Origin of the sequence: Enterococcus sp. AZ196 (genome assembly GCF_050498845.1) — a bacterium.
Lineage (GTDB): Bacteria > Bacillota > Bacilli > Lactobacillales > Enterococcaceae > Enterococcus_A > Enterococcus_A murrayae.
On the sequence record NZ_JBIPAM010000001.1, the window covers coordinates 1,775,965 to 1,801,766 of the forward strand.

General features: G+C 38.3%; 20 protein-coding genes. 3 read left to right on the top strand and 17 right to left on the bottom strand.

What is annotated here, in order from left to right; genetic code table 11:
• The 6 genes from IGI67_RS08695 to IGI67_RS08720 form a co-directional block, all read right to left on the bottom strand.
• Positions 1-852: a PRD domain-containing protein gene (locus tag IGI67_RS08695; RefSeq protein WP_207109887.1), complete on the bottom strand. Its 852-nt coding sequence runs from the start codon at positions 850-852 to the stop codon at positions 1-3.
• 201 nt (positions 853-1,053) lie between these two features.
• The gene (locus tag IGI67_RS08700) at positions 1,054-2,010 is read right to left on the bottom strand and encodes a DHH family phosphoesterase (RefSeq protein WP_429957429.1); all 957 of its coding nucleotides are present in this window, start codon (positions 2,008-2,010) and stop codon (positions 1,054-1,056) included.
• Positions 2,011-2,024: 14 nt separating this feature from the next.
• Positions 2,025-3,356, bottom strand: coding sequence for a DRTGG domain-containing protein (locus tag IGI67_RS08705; RefSeq protein WP_207109885.1), 1,332 nt, complete (start codon positions 3,354-3,356; stop codon positions 2,025-2,027).
• 344 nt (positions 3,357-3,700) lie between these two features.
• Positions 3,701-3,907 carry a hypothetical protein gene (locus tag IGI67_RS08710; protein WP_207109883.1) on the bottom strand — a complete coding sequence of 69 codons (207 nt, stop codon included), beginning with the start codon at positions 3,905-3,907 and terminating at the stop codon, positions 3,701-3,703.
• Positions 3,908-4,031: 124 nt separating this feature from the next.
• Positions 4,032-5,711, bottom strand: coding sequence for a ribonuclease J (locus IGI67_RS08715; RefSeq protein ID WP_207109882.1), 1,680 nt, complete (start codon positions 5,709-5,711; stop codon positions 4,032-4,034).
• Positions 5,712-5,964: 253 nt separating this feature from the next.
• Complete coding sequence (locus tag IGI67_RS08720) at positions 5,965-7,011, bottom strand: aspartate-semialdehyde dehydrogenase (protein ID WP_429957430.1); 1,047 nt, start codon at positions 7,009-7,011, stop codon at positions 5,965-5,967.
• 297 nt (positions 7,012-7,308) lie between these two features.
• Between IGI67_RS08720 and IGI67_RS08725 the strand changes: the two genes are divergently transcribed.
• Complete coding sequence (locus IGI67_RS08725) at positions 7,309-8,127, top strand: hypothetical protein (protein WP_429957431.1); 819 nt, start codon at positions 7,309-7,311, stop codon at positions 8,125-8,127.
• Positions 8,128-8,426: 299 nt separating this feature from the next.
• Here IGI67_RS08725 and IGI67_RS08730 read toward each other — a convergent pair whose 3' ends face one another.
• From IGI67_RS08730 to IGI67_RS08740, 3 genes are read right to left on the bottom strand one after another with little or no spacing between them, the layout of a single operon-like run.
• Positions 8,427-9,623, bottom strand: a complete 1,197-nt coding sequence (locus IGI67_RS08730) for an MFS transporter (protein ID WP_207109879.1) — start codon at positions 9,621-9,623, stop codon at positions 8,427-8,429.
• Positions 9,624-9,638: 15 nt separating this feature from the next.
• Positions 9,639-9,926, bottom strand: a complete 288-nt coding sequence (locus IGI67_RS08735) for a hypothetical protein (protein ID WP_429957432.1) — start codon at positions 9,924-9,926, stop codon at positions 9,639-9,641.
• The gene (locus IGI67_RS08740; RefSeq protein WP_429957433.1) at positions 9,923-10,102 is read right to left on the bottom strand and encodes a hypothetical protein; all 180 of its coding nucleotides are present in this window, start codon (positions 10,100-10,102) and stop codon (positions 9,923-9,925) included. The genes IGI67_RS08735 and IGI67_RS08740 overlap by 4 nt, the downstream gene beginning before the upstream one ends.
• Before the next feature lie 196 nt (positions 10,103-10,298).
• Here IGI67_RS08740 and IGI67_RS08745 point away from each other — a divergent pair, with 196 nt between their 5' ends.
• Complete coding sequence (locus IGI67_RS08745; RefSeq protein ID WP_429958623.1) at positions 10,299-10,994, top strand: Crp/Fnr family transcriptional regulator; 696 nt, start codon at positions 10,299-10,301, stop codon at positions 10,992-10,994.
• 39 nt (positions 10,995-11,033) lie between these two features.
• On the opposite strand, the gene IGI67_RS08750 is transcribed toward IGI67_RS08745, so the two are convergent.
• On the bottom strand, positions 11,034-12,443 hold the full coding sequence (locus IGI67_RS08750) for a L,D-transpeptidase family protein (RefSeq protein ID WP_429957434.1): 1,410 nt from the start codon (positions 12,441-12,443) through the stop codon (positions 11,034-11,036).
• Positions 12,444-12,619: 176 nt separating this feature from the next.
• Complete coding sequence (pflB, locus tag IGI67_RS08755) at positions 12,620-14,917, bottom strand: formate C-acetyltransferase (protein ID WP_242550422.1); 2,298 nt, start codon at positions 14,915-14,917, stop codon at positions 12,620-12,622.
• A 651-nt stretch (positions 14,918-15,568) separates the two neighbouring features.
• Between pflB and IGI67_RS08760 the strand changes: the two genes are divergently transcribed.
• A complete protein-coding gene (locus IGI67_RS08760; RefSeq protein ID WP_429957435.1) occupies positions 15,569-17,032 on the top strand; it encodes a helix-turn-helix domain-containing protein in 1,464 nt (487 codons plus the stop codon).
• A 19-nt stretch (positions 17,033-17,051) separates the two neighbouring features.
• Here IGI67_RS08760 and IGI67_RS08765 read toward each other — a convergent pair whose 3' ends face one another.
• The 6 genes from IGI67_RS08765 to IGI67_RS08790 all read right to left on the bottom strand — a co-directional run bounded on the left by IGI67_RS08765 (position 17,052) and on the right by IGI67_RS08790 (position 25,522).
• Complete coding sequence (locus IGI67_RS08765) at positions 17,052-18,452, bottom strand: glutamate decarboxylase (protein WP_429957436.1); 1,401 nt, start codon at positions 18,450-18,452, stop codon at positions 17,052-17,054.
• A gap of 33 nt (positions 18,453-18,485) precedes the next feature.
• Positions 18,486-19,997 (bottom strand): glutamate:gamma-aminobutyrate antiporter, encoded by a 1,512-nt coding sequence (gene gadC / locus IGI67_RS08770; RefSeq protein WP_429957437.1) that lies wholly within the window; start codon positions 19,995-19,997, stop codon positions 18,486-18,488.
• 246 nt (positions 19,998-20,243) lie between these two features.
• A complete protein-coding gene (locus tag IGI67_RS08775) occupies positions 20,244-20,942 on the bottom strand; it encodes a helix-turn-helix domain-containing protein (RefSeq protein WP_207109873.1) in 699 nt (232 codons plus the stop codon).
• Positions 20,943-21,010: 68 nt separating this feature from the next.
• The gene (locus tag IGI67_RS08780) at positions 21,011-21,664 is read right to left on the bottom strand and encodes a hypothetical protein (protein ID WP_207109872.1); all 654 of its coding nucleotides are present in this window, start codon (positions 21,662-21,664) and stop codon (positions 21,011-21,013) included.
• A gap of 1,411 nt (positions 21,665-23,075) precedes the next feature.
• Positions 23,076-23,780: a helix-turn-helix domain-containing protein gene (locus IGI67_RS08785; protein ID WP_207107734.1), complete on the bottom strand. Its 705-nt coding sequence runs from the start codon at positions 23,778-23,780 to the stop codon at positions 23,076-23,078.
• Between the two features lie 428 nt (positions 23,781-24,208).
• Positions 24,209-25,522: an NCS2 family permease gene (locus IGI67_RS08790; RefSeq protein ID WP_429957438.1), complete on the bottom strand. Its 1,314-nt coding sequence runs from the start codon at positions 25,520-25,522 to the stop codon at positions 24,209-24,211.
• Between the last annotated feature and the right edge of the window lie 280 nt (positions 25,523-25,802).

Below are 25,802 nucleotides of genomic sequence, written 5' to 3' on the forward strand. Positions count from 1 at the left end.
TTATTCTTCTCCTTCATGTTCTTTCATTTTTCGCAATCGTTCTACATGAATCGCGACATAGCCCAACTCTTCTGTAGTGATCGCTAACTGATAGTGCTTCATCAAAAAGACCCGAATTTTCTTTGCGACTTGATAACTCTCGGGATACTTGCTTCGGACCATTTCAATAATGTCCTGATCCAAAACAGCATAACGTTGATTCTGATACCGTTGCAGTAACAGACGCAGATGATTTGCAAGACGAGAGTAATCCAAAGCCATTTCCTGCGAATGGATATTTATCTCTAGCTCTTGTTCAATCAAATGAATCACATCGGAAATAATCGTCACTTCTCTGATACTGTCATGATTATTATTTTTTCCCGTACGAGCACTATGGATATGGATTGCGATATAACCAGCTTCATCATAGCCATAAGGAATCTCTAGTGTTCGATTCAAGTAATCAACTGCCCATTGCGCAATGCCGAATTCTTCGCTATAGAGGATCTCGATCTCGCTTAACAGCTTGTTGCGAATCACGATTCCATTAGCGATGTTTTGGGCGGCAAAGGCGATATGATCCGTCAAAGAAATAAAGATGTGCTCATTGAGCTTCTCCATCAGGACAGTCTCCGCATGGTCAACAATCGCTTCGGCAGCAAAAAAATAGGATTCATTTATTTGATTTAATAAGGTCTGTAACTTTTGCTGCCCTTCCGGCTCCATCACAAACAAACGCTCGATCTCACGTGAAAAAAGCAGATCATTTCTTTGCTTATTGAAGCCGACACCTTTACCGATGGCGATCTTTTCTTCTCCGCGATCGTCGACAAGCACTGCATTTTGATTCAATATCTTTTTGATTTTCATATGTTTTCCTCATTCTGCAGAATATTCAACTGTTCCGACTAGTTTATTGGCCAAATAAAAAGGGCATGAAAAGAAGCACAAGGAAGCTCCTTGCGTTTCTTTTCATGCCTAGTATGATCTAGTCACATGAAACAGTATTTGTTAACAATTTGAATTGTATAGACCGATGAAGGCTTTGTCAATACTTTTTATCAGTTATTTTCAAACAATTTCATTTTTTTGATATTTTTCACATAACACTTGGAGCTCACGATAGATTTCTTGACACATCGCTTGGTCCTTTGCATTGGCTCCGCTAGCTAACGGATGACCCCCGCCATGATAGCGTTTAGCTACTTCATTGATGACCGGACCTTTGGAACGAAGTCGAACTCGGTAGTAGCCTTCAGGTTGTTCCACAAACACTGCCCAAGCCAGCACGACATCGATCGTACCAGGCAATGGCACAAGCGCAGCAGTATCAGAATCCTTGATCCCATATTTTTTTAAGATCGCCTGATCTAAAAATACGTAACCCGCTCCATTTTCATCAATCTGTAAGTTTTGATATAAATAGCCGGAAAGCTTGGCTACATCCAACGTTATCTGTTCAAGCTCACGATTCAATTTTACAGCATCAAACCCATAGTCCAACAACTTCGCAGCTACTTGCAAAGTATGAGAGGTCGTAGCCGGATATAAAAAGCGGCCAGTATCACCAACGATTCCTCCATATAACAAACGCGCAGCATTTTCCGTCAGTGTTAAATTCTCCGCAAAAGCAAAGTCAGCGATGATTTCACTGCAGCTGCTGGCCTCCGTATTGACCCAAAGCAGATCACCATAAGGATCATCATTGGGATGGTGGTCAATCTTGATCAGCTTATCTCCCAAGCTATAACGCTCACCACTGATCCGCGGCGCATTCGCTGTATCCGTTACGATTACTAAAGCACCTCGGTATAACTCGTCAGGGATTTTATCCATTTTAGCTAGAAAAGCTAAATCCTCTACTGGGCCTCCGACTTGGTAGATTTCCTTTTTCGGAAAATTTGCCCGTAGGATCTCCGCCAACCCGCATTGAGAACCTAATGCATCTGGATCAGGTCGCATATGACGATGGATAATGATCCGATCATATTGTTTTATCATCTGTAAAATTTCATTTGTAATTGTCATGCTGTTTCCTCTTTCTAAGAACGCTCCATCACTTGGCAGACCACGATCGCTTTAGCTACGATCACATTGTCGATATACACTTCCAAATCAACTTTGGCCGAGCGTCGCCCCAGTTCTAATGTTTTCGAATGTATTTCAATTTCGCTTTCCAATTGAATCAAGCGTAAATAATGCAGATTCATTTGTTCAATCAATGTATTTCGGCGTTGATCCATCAGGATACTTCGTTGGGCCACATTCGCTACGATCTCGCTCAGTACACCGAATGAAATCGTTCCAACACTATTGACCATCTGTGGCGTAACCTCAAACTTGAAGTAAGGATTTTCCAACAACTGATCCTCTCGGTCTGTGTCAATCGTTACAATATCACCGACGATTTGATCAGAGATCGTGTTAGACATTTGCGGCTGGCGCTGCACCAGCTGCATTGCCTTCATGACATCTTGTCGACTGACCATTCCCACCAGCGAAAGATCGTCCTTCACCACCGGCATCATTTCAAGCCCATCCCAAATCATTTGATGGCTGACAGAAGCCACGCTCATACTTTGTTTAACCACATTCGGATCACGAGTCATGACGCGGTCAATCATTTGATTTTCAGCTTTTCCTAAAACATCCTTGGCCGTTACGACCCCTAAAACGCGCATACTTTTATTCACAACAGGAAAACGTGAATGTCCCGTTTCATGAGAAAGACGATGGTATTCGGAAATTGTATCCCCCGCCTCTAAATAGACCGTTTTTTCCAGCGGCATGTAGATATCACTAACCTGCATAATATCTTTTTTGATCAGCTGGTCGCTCAATGCTCGATTGATCATAGTAGCCACGGTAAAGGAATCATAGGTCGTACTCAAAACAGGCAGACCTAAATCATCAGCCAGCTTAGCAATCTCAGGTGTGGTATCAAAGCCACCAGTAATCAACACAGCGGCACCATCCTGCAACGCTAACTTTTGTGCGCCTTCGCGGTTTCCGATGATCAATAATGACCCTGGCGTAATGTAACGGCGCATTGCCTCTTCTGTCATAGCACCAATTACAAACTTGTTTAAATCCTTATCTAATCCATTCGAACCGCCTAGAACTTCTCCTTCAATGATGCGGACAACTTCACCAAAGGTTAATCTCTCAATATTTTTTTTCAATTTGCGTTCGATTCGAATCGTTCCCACTCGTTGAATCGTCGATACCAATCCAATATTTTCCGCGTCTTTGATCGCGCGATACGCAGTTCCCTCACTGACACTCAGATTCTTGGCAATACTGCGGACAGAGATGCGCTCTCCCACTGGCAAATTTTCAATATGCTCTAAAATTAAATCATGTTTTGTCGCCATAGTTTCCTCCCGTTAAAGCATTTATCTATCGTATTAGTACAGCTTAGCAAAACCAGTATAACAGAGTACCTAAAAAAAAAGAAGTCAACCGTTACCATTCACGTAACAATCAGCTTCTTTTGTACTAATGATTTTTCAAATTATGGTCTTTTTCTAAAACGCACAAGAGAAATTACTAGAGCAATCATACAGATCGCTAAAGAGGCCACGAAGGTCACGCGCATGCCAAAAATGAAAATATCCGGCCGGCCATCATTAAAAGACCTCCTTCCAATTCAAAAATAGACCATAGCTATTTTAAAGGATATTCTAAAAAAAAAGCAAACCAAAATAAAAACGAGAGATTATTCTCCCGTTTCCTTATCATATTTCCCATCTTCACGATCTTCAAAAGTCATGAAATAGCCATTTGTAATTCTCTTTTCATAAATATGGTGACAATTAGGACATTCCACTGGCATTGCTTCTTTGGGATGTTCTTGCACATTCAACACCTCATCGACAAAAAAATGGATGCCGCAATTTGGACACTTTAATGGTTTTTCCAACATCTGACCAGCCCTCTCTACATTTACTACTAGTACAATAATACTCCTTTTTAACAAAAAAATAGAGTAGTAAGTATCAAAAAAAGCATCTCGAATCAAAAAATGACCAGAGATGCTTTCCGTGTAATTATTTGCGACGTCCCCGACGTTGATTCGCCTCCATGATAACTGGAAGGATCACTGGACGACGTTTGGTTTGTTCAAACAGATAGCGACTCAGCTGATCGCGGATATCTTGTTTTAATTTGCTCCATTCAAAATCGTCAGAATGTAGATGTTTTTCTACGATCTCACTAGTCGTTTCAGCACTTTCTTTGATCAAATCACGGCTGGCCTTGATGTAAACAAATCCGCGAGAAGTAATCTGAGGGGCTGACACGATTTTTTTCTGTTTACGATCGATCGTTACCACAATGACAAAGATCCCATCATCCGACAGTACCTTCCGATCGCGTAAAACAATATTGCCAATATCACCGACACCGATACCATCGATCATGATATTGTCTGCTGGAACACTACCTGCTGCACTCATGTGTTTATTTTTATATTCCAACACATCTCCGCGTCCAGTGATAAAAATATCTTTGTAGGGGATGCCCATCTCATTTGCTAAGCTGGCATGAGCAGCTAACTGACGGTATTCGCCCTGTACTGGAACAAAATATTTCGGCGACATAAAGTTCATCATCATTTGCAGATCCCGAGGGTTAGCATGGCCGGATACGCGTAAATTTTCGGAGATGCTTTTCACAACGCCGCCTGCACGATAAATCATGTCCTCTGTTTTCGCTACAGTCGTTTCCATCGCGATCGTTGGTGTTGTTGTGATGTAAACTAAATCCCCATCTTCGATCTTTAGATTACGATGGGAGCGATTCGCCATTTTTTGCAATGACTTGATTGGCTCGCCCATACGTCCTGTCTCTAAAATGATCAATTCCTCAGGAGAGTATTTCTTCATTTCCTTGATCGTAACCAGGATGTCTTCAGGTACTTCTAATTTATTCAAGCGCATCGCAGTTTTTATGATGCGATCCAAATCCTGTCCGGTCAACACTACTTTGCGTCCAGCCTTTTCCGCTGCATTCAAAATCTGCTGCACACGCTGAAGGTTGCTGGCCACACTAGCAACAATGATTCGTCCATCCCATTCATTGATCGTATCGTAAACCTCGCTGGCAATTTCGCGTTCAGAAGCAACTTGAATTGGATTTTCAGCATTGGATGAGGAGCTCATCAAAGCCAGAACGCCCTCCGAACCAATCTCAGCTAGACGACGATAATTTGTCGCATACATTGGAATTGCAGTCGGATCAAATTTGAAATCTCCCGTATAAACCACGTGGCCTTCATCTGTTTTCAAGCTAATTCCGACAGAATCCGGAATCGTATGAGTCGTTCGGAAGAAGCTGATAACTGCGGTACCAAAATCTATCTCAGTATGCTCATCAATCACATGGAAATCCTTAAATCCCTTGCTTTCTTCATTTTGGCTTACATTTAATTTGGCCAGCTCAATCGTCAGTTCTGTTCCGAAGACCGGTACAGCTACCTCAGATACTAAATAAGGCAGCGCTCCAATCGCATCCGCATGTCCATGAGTCAAGAAGACCCCCGCTACGCGCTCTGCGTTTTCAATTAAATAGGTAAAATCAGGAATCACGACATCGATCCCCAGCAATTCATTTTCTGGATATTTCAGCCCGCAATCTAGGACAAAAATATCATTATCCACTTCAACTGCATACATGTTTTTACCATTTTCACGTACTCCGCTGAAGGGAATTATTTTGACTGTACTCAAAAAATCCACCTCTCTAGTTTATTTATCTATTGTTTCAGCTTACTCAGACCCCGTATTCAGTACGGTCTGTGCCTATACTCAATAGCTATTATACATGATTTTTTCTGAAAAACCATTGATGAGAAATGAATCGTCCCTCTTCCGTTAAAAGAATCGTCCTTTTTGCAGAGTCCCTTTCCCAGAATTCAAATAAAAGTAAGCTGACAGCTGTAATAAACAAAAAAAAGCGTGAATCTCTCACGCTTTCCAAGATTTATTCAAATAGATTCATGTCATACATCGTCTCCGCAATTTGCAAGGAGTTCCAAGCGGCCCCTTTTAATAAGTTATCGGAAACGACCCAAAGATGGATGCCTTTTTCCTCATCTGGATCTTTACGTATGCGCCCAACAAATGTTCCTTTTTTACCAACACTATTTAAAGCCTGCGGATAAATTTGTTGACTCGGATCATCTTCCAATACTGCTCCAGGAGCGTCAGCGATTAAAGCCTGGATCTCCGCTACCGTTGCCGCTTTTTCTGTTTCGATGTAGACAGATTCAGAATGTCCGCTCATCACTGGAATCCGCACACAAGTCGCAGAAACCTTGATCGTGTCGTCTTCCATGATTTTCTTTGTCTCATTAATCATTTTCCATTCTTCATTCGTATAGCCCTCATCAGAAAATACATCAATCTGAGGCAACGCATTGAATGCCAATGGGTAATGCTTTTCGTCACCGCCGCACGGTAGAATATCTGCCTTCCATTCATTGACCGGTTTTTCAGCTAAAAAGTCCCGCGTCTGCTGCTTCAATTCTTCCATGGCTTGATTCCCAGCACCTGATACTGCCTGATAAGTTGAGACAATCACCCGCGTCAAACCATAGGCTTTTCGAATCGGCTCTAAAGCCACCATCATCTGAATTGTTGAACAGTTTGGATTGGCGATGATGCCCTGATGATTACGCAAAGCTGCTGCATTCACCTCTGGCACCACTAATGGCACATCAGGGTCCATGCGAAAATGACTGGTATTATCTACGACGACCGCTCCGCGTTTTACCGCTTCCGGTGCAAACTTAGCAGATATCCCGCCGCCAGCTGAGAATAAAGCAAGATTTATTCCTTCAAACGAATCAGGTACTAATTCTTCGATCGTTTTCGTCTCACCTTTAAATGAAAGCTGCTTTCCAGCTGAGCGCTTTGACGCTAAAAATTTTACAGTACCTAGTGGCAAAGAACTATTTTCTAATAGTTTGATCATTTGTGTCCCTACCGCGCCAGTAGCGCCGACTATTGCAACATTCATTTCTCTCATCGTAATCACTCTTTCATTTCATAGTATTTTAACAGTTTATCATATTCGTTACGAAACGCAAGCCATCTTCCATTTTTCGTTGTCATTCAAATTATTAAAACTTTCGACACAAAACACATCTTATTTTTCAATAATTACTACCTTCTAAATAATTGATATAACACAGATAAAACAAAAGTTCTAATCAAAATATGGTAAAATATTTTAAAAAAACGAAGATTATTGAATATTTTTATTGTGATTTTCTAATAAAAGCTTTAGAATTAATATGGAAGCGTTATTCACAGGAGGGCGATCATGGAAGTTAACGGGTTTATCATTAAGCAAGCACGCGAAGATGCTGGTTTACCACGTGACACTTTTACTACTATTTGTTCATCCGCTGACTTGGAGCAGATTGAAGCGAAAAATGAGGGCACACTGGAAATTATTTTAGATATTTGTGCGAAATTAGAAATACCTTATCACCAAGTTTTTCCAGAGACCATTCTTTTAACGGAAATCTCTCTATTGAACATTGTTCGTTGTCTGCATTTACGTCAAGAGTTTTCTAGCGTTTTATTTTTGTTGGATACTTATGGAAAGAAAATTACTTATGATAATGCACGAATCGTTGGTCACCTGATGTATTTCCGAGCCTACGCAAATCTGTTCGGCATTCGTGATACTCAAAAAGCCGTACACTATTTTCAACGAGCCTATACTTTTTTGCACGATGAAAAACGCTACGAACTACTAGTACTTAAGGGATTAGCTACTTGTTATCAAGCAAACGAAGAAAAAAAGCGCGCACGCATCTTTTTTGAACGCGCTGAACAATTGGAGGAAAAAATGAATACTCAATTACAGTTAGGTCCATCTTATTATCAGGCAGCTTGTTTCTACGCTGATCGCGGAAACCAAGAGAAAGCCAATGCCCTTTGCGATGAAGGCATTCAAACCTTATTGGAAGTGAACATGATTACCGGCTTGGAAGATTTATTTTTTGAAAAGGCCGTCATTCAAGAAAATATGAAGGAACAAATTGAGCTTTTAAAGCAAGCCGACTACTACGCCAACTTAAACGATAATCGCACTCTAAAAGAATTGATTAATCAAAAACTGACAAGTATCTAATAAGAAAGGCTTCGCGAACTCGCTCAGCTTTTGAGCACCAAGTAGGTACTGTTCCACATCAGCTCCAAAGTACGATCGCTGTGTCTCACAGCAATAAGACCAAAATATTTCTAAATTGCTTCTCAAATTTCGAAATATTTTTGCTTATTGCCGATAAAGCTAGTTCGTGAAGCCGGACATGGATATACCTGCTACAAAGCGATTTATTTATGTGAAAATTTTATACTTTCTTTATAGTCAAAAAGAGACACAAGAGAAGCTAAACCCGCTTAGCCTATCTTGTGTCTTTTTATTATGAGCTACGCCTTCGCTTCAATTGATTTCTTTGGTCGATAAAAAACCATGTATAAAGCAGCTACGATTAACGGAATCACAGCGCAGAAAATATAGATATGTTGATAAGAGCCTAAAATCCCTTTGATCGCGCCCAACAAGTAAGGGCCGACTCCTAGACCTAAATCAAGACCAATGAAGTAGGTAGAAAGAGCTACGCCGATTCGAGCTGTCTCCACTAATTTCAATGTGACTGCTTGTCCATTTGCCATAAATGTCCCATAGCCTAATCCAACAAAAGCGCCGGCAATCAATAAGACAACTGCGTTCCCAGTGAAGGCTAAAAGCAGTAACCCGATCGTCAGGCAAATAAAACTAGGATACATCACAGCATTTTCACCATGCTTATCAAAAATTTTCCCTGACATTGGTCGTGTGACAGTAACTACTAATGCGTAAACGACAAAGAAGAAGGCCCCTGCTGTTACTAAATGCAATTGATCTGCATAAATAGATAGGAAGCCTAAGACACTTGAATACGCGATTCCGATCAGAAAGGCGATACCGGCAATAAACAGCACTTTGAATTCAATAAAGCTTTCTAAACTAAACGTATTGATTTTTGCTCGATGTTCCTCTGTTAAAACAATATTATCAACGTTGAATTTAAAACAGGCCGCCGCCGTGACAAGGGCTAAGATGACAGCCAAAACAATAATCGCTTTAAACCCAACTAACGGTAGCAGAAGTAAGCCGATAAACGGGCCAATCGCTGCAGCTAAGCTCGTACTCAATCCGTAATAATTGATGCCTTCACCATATTTTGCTTCTGGAATATACGCCGTGACAATTGCATTAGCCGCTGTCGAAACAGCACCATAACCAAAGCCATTTAAAAAGCGCACACCATCTAGAATAAAGATATTACTGCTGATCAAATAGGCCGCCGTCGTCACCAAATAGAATAGCGCGCCGTAACGCAATACTGCCCGACGACCAAATAATTCTAATTTTTTCCCGATATATAAACGTGCAAACAGTGTACCGATAATGTAAATTCCTACCGCAAATCCTGCTTGTGCGGTTGAAGCCCCTAAACTTTGTGTCGCATATTTAGCTGTAATCACGACAAAACAGTAATAAACTAAAAATACGACAAAATTGATAATTGTAATTGTGACAAAACCTTTATTGAATAATTTCTCTTCTTCCTTAATTTTCATTACCCACTCTCATTATTATGCGATGCTCTCGTTTAATTTCTTCAAATCAGAAATTTTTTCCGCGACCTTATTATAGTTAGACGGGTATCGATCCACCGCTTGACTGATAAATAAATCCCGCGTATGGTCAAACGCCGCCAAAAAGTCTACTAGTGCTTGATCATTTTCCTGCATATCATCTTTTCTCAGCATCAAAGCATTCTGATAAGCATCATTTAGAAAAACCAATACGGCCTCTTTTTCAAACCGTACCTTGTAAGCTGATTCCAATCGTTCGATTATTGCGCATGTCCATTTGTTCATAAATAATCACTCCTTTTTCGTATGAAAGAATTTATTTTTCCAAGTTCAGGAAAAACAGGCTTGCTTCTCAAGTCGTATTTCAGCCAACCAAATGCTTGAACTTCAACTCCTTTAAACTTCTTAGCTCTTATTTCTACAAAACAGAAAAAGTTGGTCTGAAATCTTCTTGCTTCCAAAATTTCTACTCACTAGAGCATTTGGTATGTTTGACTTACCTGATTGATTATACGGATTTAAAAAAAGGAAGAAATCAACTTTAATAATTAGAAATGGCATTGAAAATCTTTAGTAAAAAAGAGCATTAACATTTGTTAGTATCTTTTTTAAACATACTTTTGACCAAAATGAGTGCCCATGTATGATAAAATAGCAATGAAAATTTCAGCAAACCACGGAAGGAACAAAGTAAAATTGGACAATACAGCTTTAACAAACTACTTAGAACAAAAAAAATTTCCTATCGTAACGAAAGAGTATAAGAAATATCTACTCTACGAGGGGATTCAGGATCACCATGTATACATTTTGAAAAGCGGCGTCATCAAAACCAGCGTTATTTCAAAAGATGGTCGTGAATTCAATTTGGAATACATCAATGATCTTGAAGTAGTCTCATTGTTAAAGGATGAATATTCTCAATTTATCGATGCCCCCTTTAACATTCGTGTTGAATCCGAGAAGGCCGAACTTTATCAAATCGATCGGGTCGAATTTTGGAAAGACATCAATCAAAATTTTGAATTACAAATCTACGTCAAAAACTATTACCGCGAGCGATTACTCAAATCGATGAAAAGAACCCAACAAATGCTGATGAATGGGAAATTTGGTGCCGTATGTACTCAGATTTACGACCTGTATGACAAATTTGGTATCGAATTTCAAGGAGGCGTCTTAATTGATTTTGTCGTAACCAATGAAGAGATTGCCCATTTTTGCGGCATCAATGCTGCCAGCAGCGTCAGCCGTATCATGCACGACTTGAAAAGCTGCGGCGCGATCAAAATGATTGATCGGAAAATCTTTATTAAAAACATCGAGTTGATTAAGGACAATATTATTTTCTAAAACAAAAGATCCAGCCAATACTCGATCGGCTGGATCTTTTTAAATTTCTGTTCCATATTCTACTGGTTTATCGAACTCTCCCGGTGCGTCATCATAAATATGACCATAAATGAAGACCGGCATACCAACATAACTATAGTCATAGATTTTGGCCACTTCTGCTTTTGGCGTATTCACACAGCCATAACTTCCTAAATCCGTTCGATAAGCTCCAGGCTGGCCAAAATATTGCAATTTATGATCTGTATCATGCAGGCCGATTTCTGTAATTGTCTGTCCATAGCTCAACAGCGGGAGCCAATACGCCACAGGCACACTATACATGCCGTCCCCAGTCGTCAAAACGCCGCTTAGATCAACATTTCGCCGCTTGTCCATAATCGTATGAAATCCAGGAACAGTCGCAGTCCCTTTGTCATACCTGCCCGTGATTACGTCTGTCTCAACGACTAGCTTGCCTTTGTCAAAGCAGTACATTTTTTGATTATCCAAATCAACTTCGATATAATTTTTTTTCACATGAAGCGGCTGCTTTTTCGTCTCGCCTTTTAAAATGAGCGGAATCATTTTAGTGTCGGACGTTTTCAATTCTTTAGCAATTTTTTTTGCTGATTGTTTGATATCGATGAACCAGCCGTAATTCCCGACATTTTTATAGCGTAAATGCTGTCCGTGAACATTGGTAAAATCGACTGGCTGGTAGATCGTAGAATATTCTCGCTCCAAGTCCGCTACCCACTCTGCAATCAACTCTGGATCAAATTCCCCTTGATCATCAACCGAGGACGCTAACATTTGCTCTGTCAGCGGAATCGTTTTTTTGTTCAGCTTCAACGTGATACCGCGTTTTCTAACTTCTTCCAGCTTCTGAGGAATTTTTTGTTTCTCTAAATCTTGCGCTGTGATTTCCGGTTCACGATAAAAATCGGTTAAATCATACTCCGTCTGCAACGTTCCCTTTTCAAACGCTTCGCAAAGTTCTTTCCGAATTCGAGCGGAATCAATCACATTCCCGCTCTTCTCCGGTTCAATCCGAAATTTTTTATCCTCATAAATAATCCTAGCATCTTTGGCTTCTTTCCCTCCAAGAAAAGAAGCACGATTGATCGCTTGGACTAAATTTTGTTTCGCCTTCTTTTTAAGAGGCAAACTAAATTCTCCTCTGCGAATATTTTTCTTCAAATATTCTGTTTGAACTTTATAAGGAGAAGAAATTTGTAGTTTAACTGTTTGATTCTCCCCTACCATTTTGATCTCAACTCGTTGTGTTTCCTGACGAATTTTTTGTGCGGCCTGACTAACCGACAATCCGCCGACAGCGACATTCGCAACAGTTGAACCAAAATAAAAATGCGAACCGAAATATAAATAAATCAACATAAAAAAGGTCATTGCCCCCGCAACAATACCAACAATCCGCAGCACTACTTGATTTTCATGCTCCTTCAACCCCTATCACCCACTTTATCAAGCCAAATAATTACTCACATTATAAATCAAATAACTAATTATTTATTCTAAAACCATAATTATTAATATTTTTTAACATTTTTGGTTAAATTGACAAAAAAAGGACTCTGAAACTCAACTATGAGCTTCAGAATCCTTTAATAACAGAATTATCTTTACATTTTTGTGTGGTCCGTACGTGAAATAACGTCACGACGTTGTTCAGGTGTTAAGTCACGGAATTTCACGGCATAACCAGATACACGAATCGTAAAGTTCGCATATTTTGGATTGTCGATGTCTTTATCCATTTCTTCTAGCAATTCACGACCAAAGACGTTGACATTCAAGTGGTAGCCGCCTTTATCAAAGTAGCCATCTAATACTTGACGTAAGTTATCCACTTGCATTGCTTCATCATCCGTACGTCCTAAAGCTCCTGGATTAATCGTTTGTGTATCAGAGATTCCATCTTGTGCACAAGAGTAATTCAACTTAGCTGTTGAATTTAATGAAGCCAATAGTCCATTTTTCTCACCCAAGAATTTACCATCTTGATAGCTTGGGTTTGCTCCTGGTGCTAATGGTTTGCCTGCGCGACGTCCATCTGGTGTGTTACCCGTATTTTTTCCGTAAACAACGTTGGAAGTGATCGTCAACAATGACAATGTTGGCGTTGAATCACGGTAAGTGTGCTGACGTTTGATTTGAGTCATGAAGTACTCAAGGATCCAGTTTGCCATATCATCTGCTTCATCGTTGTCATTTCCATAAGTTGGGAATTCATTTTGTGGAACGTAGTCGATTGCTAAGCCATCTTCGTCACGAATAACTTTGACATTTCCGTGTTTGATCGCCATCAATGAATCTGCCGCATGAGAAATACCTGCAATCCCTGTCGCAAAAGTACGTTTCAAGTCAGTATCCATCAATGCCAATTGTGGCGCTTCATATGCGTATTTATCGTGCATGTAATGAATAACATTTAAAGTATTCACATATAATTCTGCTAACCAATCCAAAACATCCTTGTAGCTGTCCATAAATTGATCAAAATCAATACTGTCGCCTTCTAGTGGACGGAAACGCGGACCAACTTGCATCTTCGTCATTTCATCGACACCGCCGTTGATCGCGTAAAGAACTGCTTTTGCCAAGTTAGCGCGAGCACCGAAGAATTGCATGTCTTTACCAATAACAGTAGCAGATACACAACATGCGATGGCTGAATCATCTGAACCCCAGTATTGACGTAATAAGTCATCATTTTCCAATTGGATCGAAGAACTTTGTTTAGCAACTTTCGCCGCATAAGTCCGGAAGCCTTCTGGTAAATGAGAAGAGTACAAAACAGTCAAGTTTGGCTCTGGAGATGGCCCCATGTTTGTCAATGTGTGCAGGATTCGGAAATCGTTCTTCGTTACTAATGATGAACCATCCATGTTCATACCCGCTAATGATAAAGTAGCCCAAATTGGATAACCAGAGAATAATTGATTGTACTCAGGTGTCCGAGCAAATTTCACCATACGCAATTTCATAATCAAGTGGTCGATCATTTCTTGTGCTTCGAATTCAGTAATCACACCGCGGTCTAAGTCACGTTGGATATAAATATCTAAGAAGGCAGAAATACGGCCGATTGACATTGCAGCACCATTTTGTGATTTAATTGCTGCAAGATAGCCGAAGTATAACCATTGAATCGCTTCTTGTGCGTTGCTGGCAGGTTTTGAAATATCATAGCCATAGCTTGCTGCCATTTCTTTCATATCTGCTAAAGCACGGTATTGTTCAGATACTTCTTCACGTAATTGGATTACGTCGTTTGTCATTACTTTACTTCCGACATTTTTCCAATCTTTTTTCTTTTCTTTCATCAAGAAATCAATTCCGTATAATGCCACACGACGATAATCGCCGATAATGCGTCCACGGCCGTATGCATCCGGTAAACCTGTGATAATTTTATTTTTACGAGCTAAACGCATTTCATCTGTATATGCATCAAAAACACCTTGGTTATGCGTTTTACGCCATTTGTTAAAGATGAATGACATCTCATCATCCACTTCAAATCCATTAGATTCCAACGCTTTGTTGGCCATGTTGATTCCGCCAAAAGGCATAAAAGCTTGCTTCAAAGGGACATCCGTTTGCAAACCAACGATTTTCTCTTCTTCTTTGATTAAATAGCCAGGCTCATGAGAAGTGATTGTCGCAGGAATATCATTATCCATGTCATATACGCCGTTTTTCTTGTGCTGTACTTCGAAAAGCTCTTGTAATTTATCCCATAGCTTTTCAGTACTTGGTGCCGCATCTTCCAAGAAGCTGTCGTCACCTGTATATTCTGTGTAGTTGCGTTTGATAAAGTCCAAGGTATTAACCTCATGTTGCCAGCGACCTTCGTTAAAACCTTCCCAAGGATTTTGAGTTTGTTCTACAGTTTTTTTGATTGTTGTAGTTTCCATATGCGCACTCCTTTGTTAAATAGTTTCACAATAATTTAAAATGATTATAACAAAGGAATCTGTTTTAAGAAAGGGCTTTTTTGCTTCTTTTCTCTCCAAATCCTTTTAAAATAATGATAATTTTCTTATCCTTAATAATTATCTGTTACAGTTTTCACTATAACAGATGATGTAATTGATAATGACAGTTTTTACTTGATATCCATGTTTGCTCACCAATATACAATTCCCGTTCATTTATTCAGTGAAAAACAGAAGACTGATACAGACTGGCTTGTGAAAAAAAATCTCCCCTCAAACTCTCATAATAGGAAAAGATTTATTTGAAAAAAATTTTTATCTCATTATTCTAGTAGCTCTTTTTAATTCAAAATAGAATACTTTTGTCGTTATCCTATAATCACTATTACTATTCGATATTTTTATCTTTTCTGCCATCTGGGGATTTGATTCACTAAAATAGTTCTTAAATAAAAATAATTTAATTTATTTTAAAATCATTATCAAAATGTCTTTTTAGCATTCTTCCTAATTATTTTATCTATCTGTCTAAAAAAATGGCGAGTTAGCTCTGTTCAAAATACTTAAATGAGTTAAGTTGGTATACAATATCAACCATATGTATTTTATTATTAATAATGGAGGGACCTTATGTTAGAAAGATATATTGAGAAAAATATTTTTCGCCAAGTTTACCTTTGTCAGCAATTGTATCAAAAGAAAGAAATTGACCTGCAGACAATGGCTAAACGATTGAAGGTCTGCACGATTACAATCAATAATGATCTTCTGGTTTTGAACGAACTCTTTAACCAAGAAATCACTACATTCAAAAAAAATAGAAATATCTGTAAAGTTTCCTTTGATCCGACTTATCCATTATTAGAGTTAACCCAACGAATTTATCGTCGCTCTGATTTCTTACGGGTATTGAATGATTTCCTAATCGGAAATACTCACTGGTCGGAAATTGCTGAAAAGGAATTTCTTTCTACTAGTAAAATTTATCAGATTCGAGCGAACATTTTTTCTTTTAGCGAAGAACTAGGATGCTTACAGCAAAATCATTCCTTCGCATTCTCTGAAAAAGATCTTCGAAACTTATTTTTGGCTATCGCAAGATATACTGGGGATCGTTCGGCAATTCCCTTTAATAAAGTGATCGCCGCTGCGGCAGAAAAATTAATTGACTACGTAGAAGAACATTTTTTTGCTCGCTACTATCCGACCAATGAACGAGAGCTTATTATCTTGGGGATTCAATTGAGCAACCAGCGAGCCAGACACTTCCCTATTCTTTTTTCCGAAAAAGAAAAAGCGAGTGCACGACAAACACCGCTGTTCAAACTATTACGCGAAGGAATTAAAAACTTAGATGCCACTATTTGTGCAAATGAGGATGAATTATTTTATATTTACTCTCTTTTCAACGCAAGAAACTATCTTTGTAATAATTTGGAACTACTGCAAAAGGATTTTGAGGTCGTCTATCAGAATCATATCCAGCGATACCCTGCAATCGAGGAACTGCTTCAAGAATTGCGCTTTTCTCTAAGTATTTCTCCAGAAAATGAGCTTCTCTTAAAAAAGGCCTTTTTACCTTTTATTCGCTCTACTTGGGCGGACATGCAGCTTTTCCAGCCCGACTTGATTTACCTATTAGACAAGGAGCAACAAACGCTCTACCAAACAATTCAAACAATCTTAGAAAAATGGTCTGCTGCCTGTCAAACGACCATCCACTGGAATACTAATCTAATTCGTAAAATGACTTTGATACTTGATTTGCTGCTCAGAAATACCTTCGATGAAAAAATTGAGTTGTATATCGTCGCTCCTTCTGACTTCAACTTTTTATATTACCGAAAACAACTGGAGTCTCTCCTGGATGATCATTTTGTTATCAGTAATATGATTTATAATACGTTGAACGAAGTCGTTGACGATGTGTTTTTCTGTTCAAAACGAGTGATAGTCTGTGATATGGCTCTATATCAGACAGATTTAGGCAGTGAGAATACTTTAATTTTCCCTGTGTCTCTCAAAACAATCGATGAGACCTGTAATGAAATCAACCAAATCGTTCGACCAAATGAAAAAGGCCTGAAAGAATAAGTTTCTTCCAGGCTTCATTTTAGTGAGTAAATCCATACGTCTTGATCTCTTTTTTTTCATGATAAACTAAATATGCTTGATTCAAGGCATCAATCGCTTCTTGCATGTCTTGGATGTAGTCACATGCCATATTCATTCCAAAATCGGCTCGGATCACCAGACGTTGTATAATTTCCTGATCCAAGTTTTTAGGGAGTGGGTAAGCCGGAACTTGCCACCCCTTCATCAAAAGACGATCTGCCAAATCATATAATGTCCATTCATGATTCGTGTCTTCTTTTAATTTGTAGCAAACGATCGGTAGCTGCGAGCCGTCATTAACGATTTCAAACAAACCTGTTTCCTCGATCGCTTTTGCCAAATACAGCGCTACCTTATGTGTCCGTTCATGAATTGATTTATAGCCATCAAAGCCATAACGTACAAAATTGTAGTATTGACCAATCAGTTGCGCCGCACTGTGAGAGAAGTTGATTGCCATTGTTGGCAGCTCACCACCTAGATAGCTGACTTTAAAGATCAATTCTTTGGGCAAATACTGCTGATCGCGCCACAAGACCCAACCAACACCAGGGTAGACCAAACCATATTTATGGCCTGAGGAATTGATTGAAATGACATTTTTTAATCGAAAATCCCAGACTAGATTGGGTTCGGTAAAAGGTGCGTAGAAACCTCCTGAAGCTGCGTCCACGTGGATGTAAACCTTATAATCTGTTTGTCTGTTATATTCTTCAACTAAATCATTCAACCCACTGATATCATCATATCGACCCGTGTAAGTAATCCCCATGATACCAACAATTCCAATTGTATATTCATCAACATAATCCATTACTTTATTTAAATTAATCGACATATGCTCTTTATCTAGAGGGACTTCACGCATTTCAATATCCCAATAAACACAAAATTTTTCCCAGCAAACTTGATAGCCGGAAGAAATGACCAAGTTAGGTTTTTTCGCACTGATATCCAATCCCAGCTTTTCTGCACGCTTCCGCCAGGCGAACTTCATTGCCATACCTCCCAGCATACACGCTTCTGAAGAACCAATCGTTGAAGTCCCCATAAATTTCTCGTTCTCACTTGCATTCCAAAGATCAGCTATCATGTTCACGCATCGATTTTCAATTTCAGTCGTACGAGGATATTCTGACTTATCAATAGCATTTTTTTCTAGCGTTTGACTCATCAATTTGACTGCTTCCGGCTCCATGTAGGTTTGACAAAATGTCGCTAAGTTTAATCGTGCATTCCCTTCATCAAGCATTTCATCTTGGACCAACTGGTATGCTACTCGAGGCTCAATTGATTCTTGATTCAGTTTGTATTTAGGTAAATCGACCTGTTCACTTTCTGAACCAAATATTGGTTCTAAATACTCTGCTTCATCGCGATTTTCTTTTCCATATAACATGTATATTCCTCCTAATTGCTTCATTTGTTTTAGTTAATGCTTTAATGTGTATTCTTCCTTTTGAACGATTTCATGTTCCCCACGAGTTGATGGGTAGATCGCCGTATTCATATCTCCTGCTTTCATATGAACAGGGTTCTCTAATTCTTTTTGTCCATGCTTGTCGTGTAACTCGTAAATTACAAACGGCATAATCACTGTGATAACAAAACTGATCAATAGAATCACTTGGTAGGTTCGGTCCTCACCCTTTGCGATCGATGCGGGCGGAACAAAAGAAATCAATAAAGCAAAAATTGATAATAGTAGTCCAACACCAGCAATAATTGTTTTTCCAATCGTTTTTCCAGGTACATTGTACGTTCGATCTAATTCTTTCTTTTTGTAGACTAAGACGAAATAGCCGATAAAGAATAAAAGATATCCGACTAAATAAATAACTACAGTTAATGAGATCGCTACTAAGAAAGATAGGTTATTGCCACCGCCGCCAAAAGTCAACACCGCACCCCAAATGGTGACGATCACTCCTTGAACCATAATCAACGGTACAGGCACTCCATGCTTATTGGTTTTACGAAAGAAGCTGGGTAATAAACCACGTTGTGCCGCAGCAAACATACCGCGAGATGGGCCAACTACCCACGAACTTACTTCACCCATCACTCCAAAAGCAATCATCAAGGCAATGACTTTGACCAACCACCCCAAGTGTCTGTTAAAATGCAGAATTAATGATTGGAAGGTTTGTATCACTCCAGCGCTTAAAGACAATTCTTTTTGGGGAATCACGGCAGCTACAGAAAAGCCGCCGATCGCATCCAAGGCGATCGCTAAGATAACCAATAGGATCATGGCCAATGGATAATTCTTTTTCGGATTTTCCAACTCATTGATATGTGAGGCGGAAGCTTCGACACCCATGTAAGCTAAGACAAATGATACAAACACTACTAATGTCGATAATTGTGAAAAATCTGGTATAAACGCTTTTTTGCTAATAGCAATTTCAATCGGGTTGCCACCAATGAAATAGGCGATCGCTAAACCAAACAGAATCACAGAAGGGATCAAAATTCCAAGTACAAATCCCGCTTTTGCGATCTTAGCCGTTCGTTGAGTTCCTCCTAATTGTGAGAAGGTTAAGCTCCAGAAAATGACTAATAGACCAATATATTTCATCAACGGATCTGTATTTAATGCCTGGAAATCCACCACATAGGATAATGCTCCCAAAATGAAATAAATCATGGTGACAAATCCAACGGTAATTTGGAACCATTGAAAAAAGATGGCCGCAAAGCCGAAACGTTCACCTAACGTTTGGCTAACCCAACTGAATATACCGCCATTTTGCCAACCTTCTACGGTAGACATCTCGGCTGCACACAAGGCCACTGGTAAAAACCATAAAATTCCACCTAGAAGTAAAAAGAAAACCAGATGCAACTTCGAAGTAGCAAACGTTGGATACTCATAAACCGTTAAGACCATTGAAGCTGTTAAAGCAAAAAAACCGAACAATGATAATTTTTTCTGATTCATAGAACCGCTTCTTTCCCTTTTCTTTAATTATTTTGCGGAAGGAATGTTTCAGGGATAAATATGATAGATCATTTCAGGCACCTCTTTTCTTACACGGAGAAGTATAAATAGTTTCCTCCAAACTTTTTTCCTAATTTTTTTCTTTCACCTATCGATAAACTAAAAAAATATGGAAGTTTAGCCGCAAAAAAAAGCGCTAGTTTTCCTATTTTAGGAGAAAACTAGCACTTTTTTTGCTTATTACAGCTACATACTATATTCCTTAATATGTTCATTCATTAGTCCGTTAGGCACATCATGAAGGCGATAACCATTCCCCCAGTAAGTGATAATGCGGACATTATCAATATGAGCATGAGCAATTTTTTTACGAATATTTCCAACTGCTGTCGACATTTGAACCAAACGCGACTTGCTGACTTCGTTATTCCAAACTTTGTTGCACAGCTCATCTCTGGAAATAATCTTTCCGCTGCCCTCTGCTAATGCACCGATGATTTTCTTTTCGATATTATTTAATGAACTGTAGAAGAGAACTAAGTCCTGCTTCTTCATCTCCGATTGTCTAACCAATCCTTTTGAGATAGACTCTTTTTGACCCTCACGTTTGTCGCTGAGCAATAAGAACTCTCTCAGTTCAGTCAATGTGCAATCAATCGATAAGCAATGATTTTCGTCGATGTTTGGTACTGGTTCATCCGTGCGCCGCAAATAGTGCATATCTTTTTCAATGACGATTGGTAAAATTTCGTTGAACTCCTGATTAGTCAACGTCTCACTAAAAATGACAATGTCAAAAAGAGACAAAATATCTTCAAAATAATTAGGCTTATCTACATCAAAAAATTCTTTTAAGACAAATACTTCGTAATCTAAACGTTGTAATTCGTTTTGAAATTCTTGTTCAATGATAATATTTCTGGTTAGAATGATCACTTTTTTCATCTTTACTCACTCCAGTCTTTAGTAACTTCTGCTTTTTGCACCTTTAATCTCAAAAAACTCAACCGCCTTTATTTTTCCAAGCAATTTAGACCATACCTCAAATCCTTAACAACTTGCTGCGGCAGATTGTGCTCAAACTTTAAAATCCCTTGCAATTGCTCTTTTAAATCCGTTTCAATATGTCGTGCTTGGTCTTCCGCCTGTTGGATGATCCTTCGGCTTAATGCCGTCGCTTCCAACAATGTATCTGCAGCATCTGCTTTTACAAACAATTCAAGAGCAGCGTTTTCTTCCTTTTGGAACAGGTAGTTAAATAATTGCTCATTTTTATCGTGTTCGTACATATACTGCTCTAATAATCGGTCATATTTTTCTTGTAGCTCGTCACTTTCCACCTTTTTTTCAGTAGCAGCAGTACATTTCTTCGTTTCCTGTTGAACCATTTCTTTTCGGATTATGAAGCGTCGCCTCTCTAAATTATCCTTATTATGAAAGATCACCTTTTCTCTTGGGAAAACTGCTTCAACATTATCAAGCTGCCTTGTTACTTCCTTCAAACGATAGCGATACGCCGAGACTTTTTCTTCCAGCGCTCCACGAATACCTTCCAGCTTATCCACCTGATTCAAAAGCTCGCTGTTCTGTTTCTCTAATACGTCAACTTTGACGGACAATTGTACTTCGGTATTATCATTTAATTTAGAAACATCAAAATTTTTCAAGCTGTTTCATCTCTCTTCTTTGTGATTAAGATCAAAAGATTTTTGCTTCCATATGTATGATTTTTGACTTATTATGTAAAACTTTCTATTTATGCCTGAGCAAGTATCATCCATTAATGAAATCATTAGAAGCTTATCTTCTATTTACTATCCATTGATTTTTGCGCTATTTTTATTCGCCTCACCTCCGTATACTGATCAAATAGATCTTTTAGAAAAAAATAGATGCGTCCTATATTTTCGCTTCACTTTCGAATGTCGAATTAATTATTATCAATTTGAATTTGCTGATAGCAAAGAATGCTCATTTATAGGTTAAACATCCCACTACAGTAACTTTTGTTATGCAATCACCAAAGCGCTCCAATCTCTTTCTAATCCAAAAAGAATAAAAATTATTTTTATTTTAAATAAATAATTTTTATGTTTTATTATACATCTATTTTTAAAAAATTATAAAATATTTTTTATAATAAATCAACAGTATATTAACTTTTATACAAACCTTTTTTTAAAATGATTTTTGCATAACGAAATTTTTAACCATTTCCACATTTCTAAAAATTGTTTCCAAGCAAAATCTTAGTCGGTCAAAAACTTCAATAAAAATAGCTACATAATAATAATTATCTGGAGATAATCAACTCGTTACTTTTAATGTTAGAAGAAAATGCCGTTCTATTTTCAGACGGTTAAAAGTAAAATCCCCTTCCTGAATGTTCAAAATCTTCCTCACATTTTTAATCTATTTATCGAGAGAAAATAATAACGCGCTCAAAATCAAAACATATAATAATTAAATATTTATACAAATTCATCTATTTTTATTCAAATGATGAATCGTCCCTTTTCTATTAAGCTAGTTATTTTTCAGATTGATCTCTTTTCAACACCTTTTGTATTTATTCTAATCTACAAAAATTATTCCAATATAATAAAAATATAGCTTGTCATTTTAAGTCGATAAATAGCTGATTCATGCTATTTTATCTCATTCGAAGTTCTTGAATTACTTGATAATAATTATTCTCTCATTGTTATATAAGAGGTTCTGACATCACCTTAATCCACTTCAAATAGCCATAAAAAAAGTCATTTTCCATTATCCAAGATGTATTATTTGTATTATTCTGACTATAATTAGTGCATTAATATAAGCCGTTCTCTTAAAGTCATTGACCACTTCCTATCGATCCATGCCAAGACAAAAAAGACTTCGCGAACTCGCTCAGCTTATTGCCGATAAAGCTAGTTCGTGAAGCCGGACATAGATAGTCCTGCTGCAAAGCTACTTATTCATTTGAAAATTTTATACTTCCTTTATGAGCAAAAAAGCGATTTTCGTTTCCTAATGTAGAAACGAAAATCGCTTTGATTTCTATAGATACTGTTAGAATATATCTACTGGCTATTAATGAATGATGAAATCTTGTTTTTCAACAAAATCATTTTCTAAGTACTCGAAAAAAGTTTTGTTTAAGCGATATCCTTGTCCCCAAACGGTCTGGATCGCTTCATCTCCAAAATTATTCTCCAACTTTTCATTTACTTTTGAAACAACTTTTGAAAGACTCGCTAAAACCGATTTAGTTGGCTCCTTCTCCCAAATCTGGCGACTGATTTCTTCTCGAGGCACCGTGCGATCTCCTGCTTGAATCAAATAATAAACAATTTCTTTTTGCTTCAGCTTCAAATTCAATTCTGACAATTTTTGTTTGACCGTCACCTGTTGAACATGAACCGCATCTTTTGTTGCAAAGTTTGACAACTCGGCGATCAATAAAATTTCGCGTAATCTTTCTAAATCAGAATTTACTGGAATACATGCATCAAAAAGAGACGCATTTGGTTCATCATAACCGCCCCCAATTGTACGACGGAAAACTTTCATATTTCCTTGAGGTAAAAGCTTGATTACTTCAGACACATCGATATCATAAAGTGTCTCACTGAAAATAATCCCTTCAAACTGAGTAAAGAAACTCTTGTCGAAGGAATTTCTACTTAGTTTTGTCATCAAGCTGCTAGAACAATAAACTTCATTTCCTAACTGTTTTAATTGTCGTTCAAAATTTTCTTCGTATAATGGAACCTTGGTCAAAAGTAATAATTGCATACCTTACATCCTCCTTAAAATTACATACTCCAACTAAAAGCTTTTTTCTAACTAACAGTGCCCCATTACCCTCGAATGGATCTAATCACTTAATAAACAGCGGAAATTAATTGGAAATATCATTAATTGTGGCAAAACAAAAAAATAATTATATGGTTTAATTATATTATACAGTTAATTTTAGGTCAATTTTTAATTTTATATAATAAAAACATAGGCAGCTGCCTTTTATGGCCAAAATAACAACCATTAAATCCTATAAATAGCCATTAATGCCGTTTAACGAGCGTGCAAAATAGAGAAAACACTTTGTCAACACATCATTTAAATCCTTGCGCAGCGATTCAGGACATTAAAATAATTTTTTTAAACAACGAAAAAATAAAAAAAAATTGCCCATTTCAAATGAATCGAAATGAGCAATCGTTTTATTTTACATTTAATATCCACATAAATCCGATAAAGACAAAGAACAACCCATACATGATTGGAGAAACTTCTTTGCCACGTTTAGCAGCAATCATCGTGATTGGATAGAAAATGAAGCCCAGCGCGATCCCATCGGAAATACTGTAGGTTAATGGCATCCCAATCAAAATCAAAAATGACGGAATTGCAATCTCTAGTTGATCCCATTTGATTTGGCGCAGAGATTGAGCCATTAGTACCCCCACAATAATCAATGCTGGTGCTGTCACCTGTGATGTAACGACAGACAACAATGGTGAGAAAAATAAACCAAAGATAAAGAATACACCTGTCGTTATTGCAGTCAAACCTGAACGACCACCGACAGCAATTCCAGCAGAAGATTCCACATATGCTCCTACCGGGGATGTTCCTAATAACGAACCAGCCAGCATAGCCGTAGAATCCGAAGCCAAAGCTTTACCTACACGCGGCATTTTATTATCTTTCATGAAACCTGCTTGATTAGCTAAACCAACTAAGGTTCCTGCAGTATCAAAAAACGTGACTAATAAGAAGGTCAAGACAACGACCCAAAGCTGGATCGTATTGATATCTTTTACATGGTTTAATGCAACCAGAAACGTTGGCTTCAAGCTAGGAGCTGCAGAAATAATTTGAGTGGGTGCATGGATCAACCCAGTTGCTAAGCCCAACAAAGTTGTTGCAACCATACCGATAAAAATCCCGCCAGGAACTCGGCGTACCATCAGAATCGCTGTCACAATCAAGCCAAAAACCGTTAGCCAAGTCGTTCCGACACTCATCGAACCTAAACCAACAAGCGTTGATTTATTGGCAACGATAATGCCGCCTTCGCTCAGTCCTAGAAAAGCGATGAATAAACCGATCCCCCCAGAGATAGCAAATTTTAAATCCGCTGGAATCGCATCAATAATCATTTCCCGCAATTTGAAAATAGTGATCAAAATAAATATCAATGAAGCAACAAATACTCCAGCTAAAGCCGTTTCCCATCGAATTCCCATACCGATACAAACAGAATAAGCAAAAAAGGCATTTATCCCTAAAGCCGGTGCGGTCGCAATCGGATAACGAGCAAGTACTCCCATTAAAATACAGCCTAGTGCACTTGCTAAAGCAGTCGCAGTAAATACAGCACCTTCATTCATTCCTGAAGCGCCTAACACACTGGGATTGACAAATAGAATATAAGCCATCGAAATAAAGGTGGTGAAGCCCGCCAGAATCTCTCTTCTTACAGTGGTGTTTAATTTTTCAAGTTCAAAATAGGCATTTATTTTCCCTCTCATAGTGCTCCCCCTACAATCTAAATTGTTCGTAAAATAATAGCATGTTTTTTCAAACAACGAGGATAATCATATAATAAACAAGAAAATAAGTAAACAATAATGTGCAGCTGCATCTAAACCCGAACATTAACAAAAATCCCACTATTCTTTATAGCAGCCCTTTCTCTTAAACTAAACAAACTATTGGACAAATCCCCCAATCCTCGCTATTTTTGAGAAGGACTGCCTGGTTGCCACCAAGGTGATTTTTTGTCGAATGTTACTCGCGGGAAAACTCATG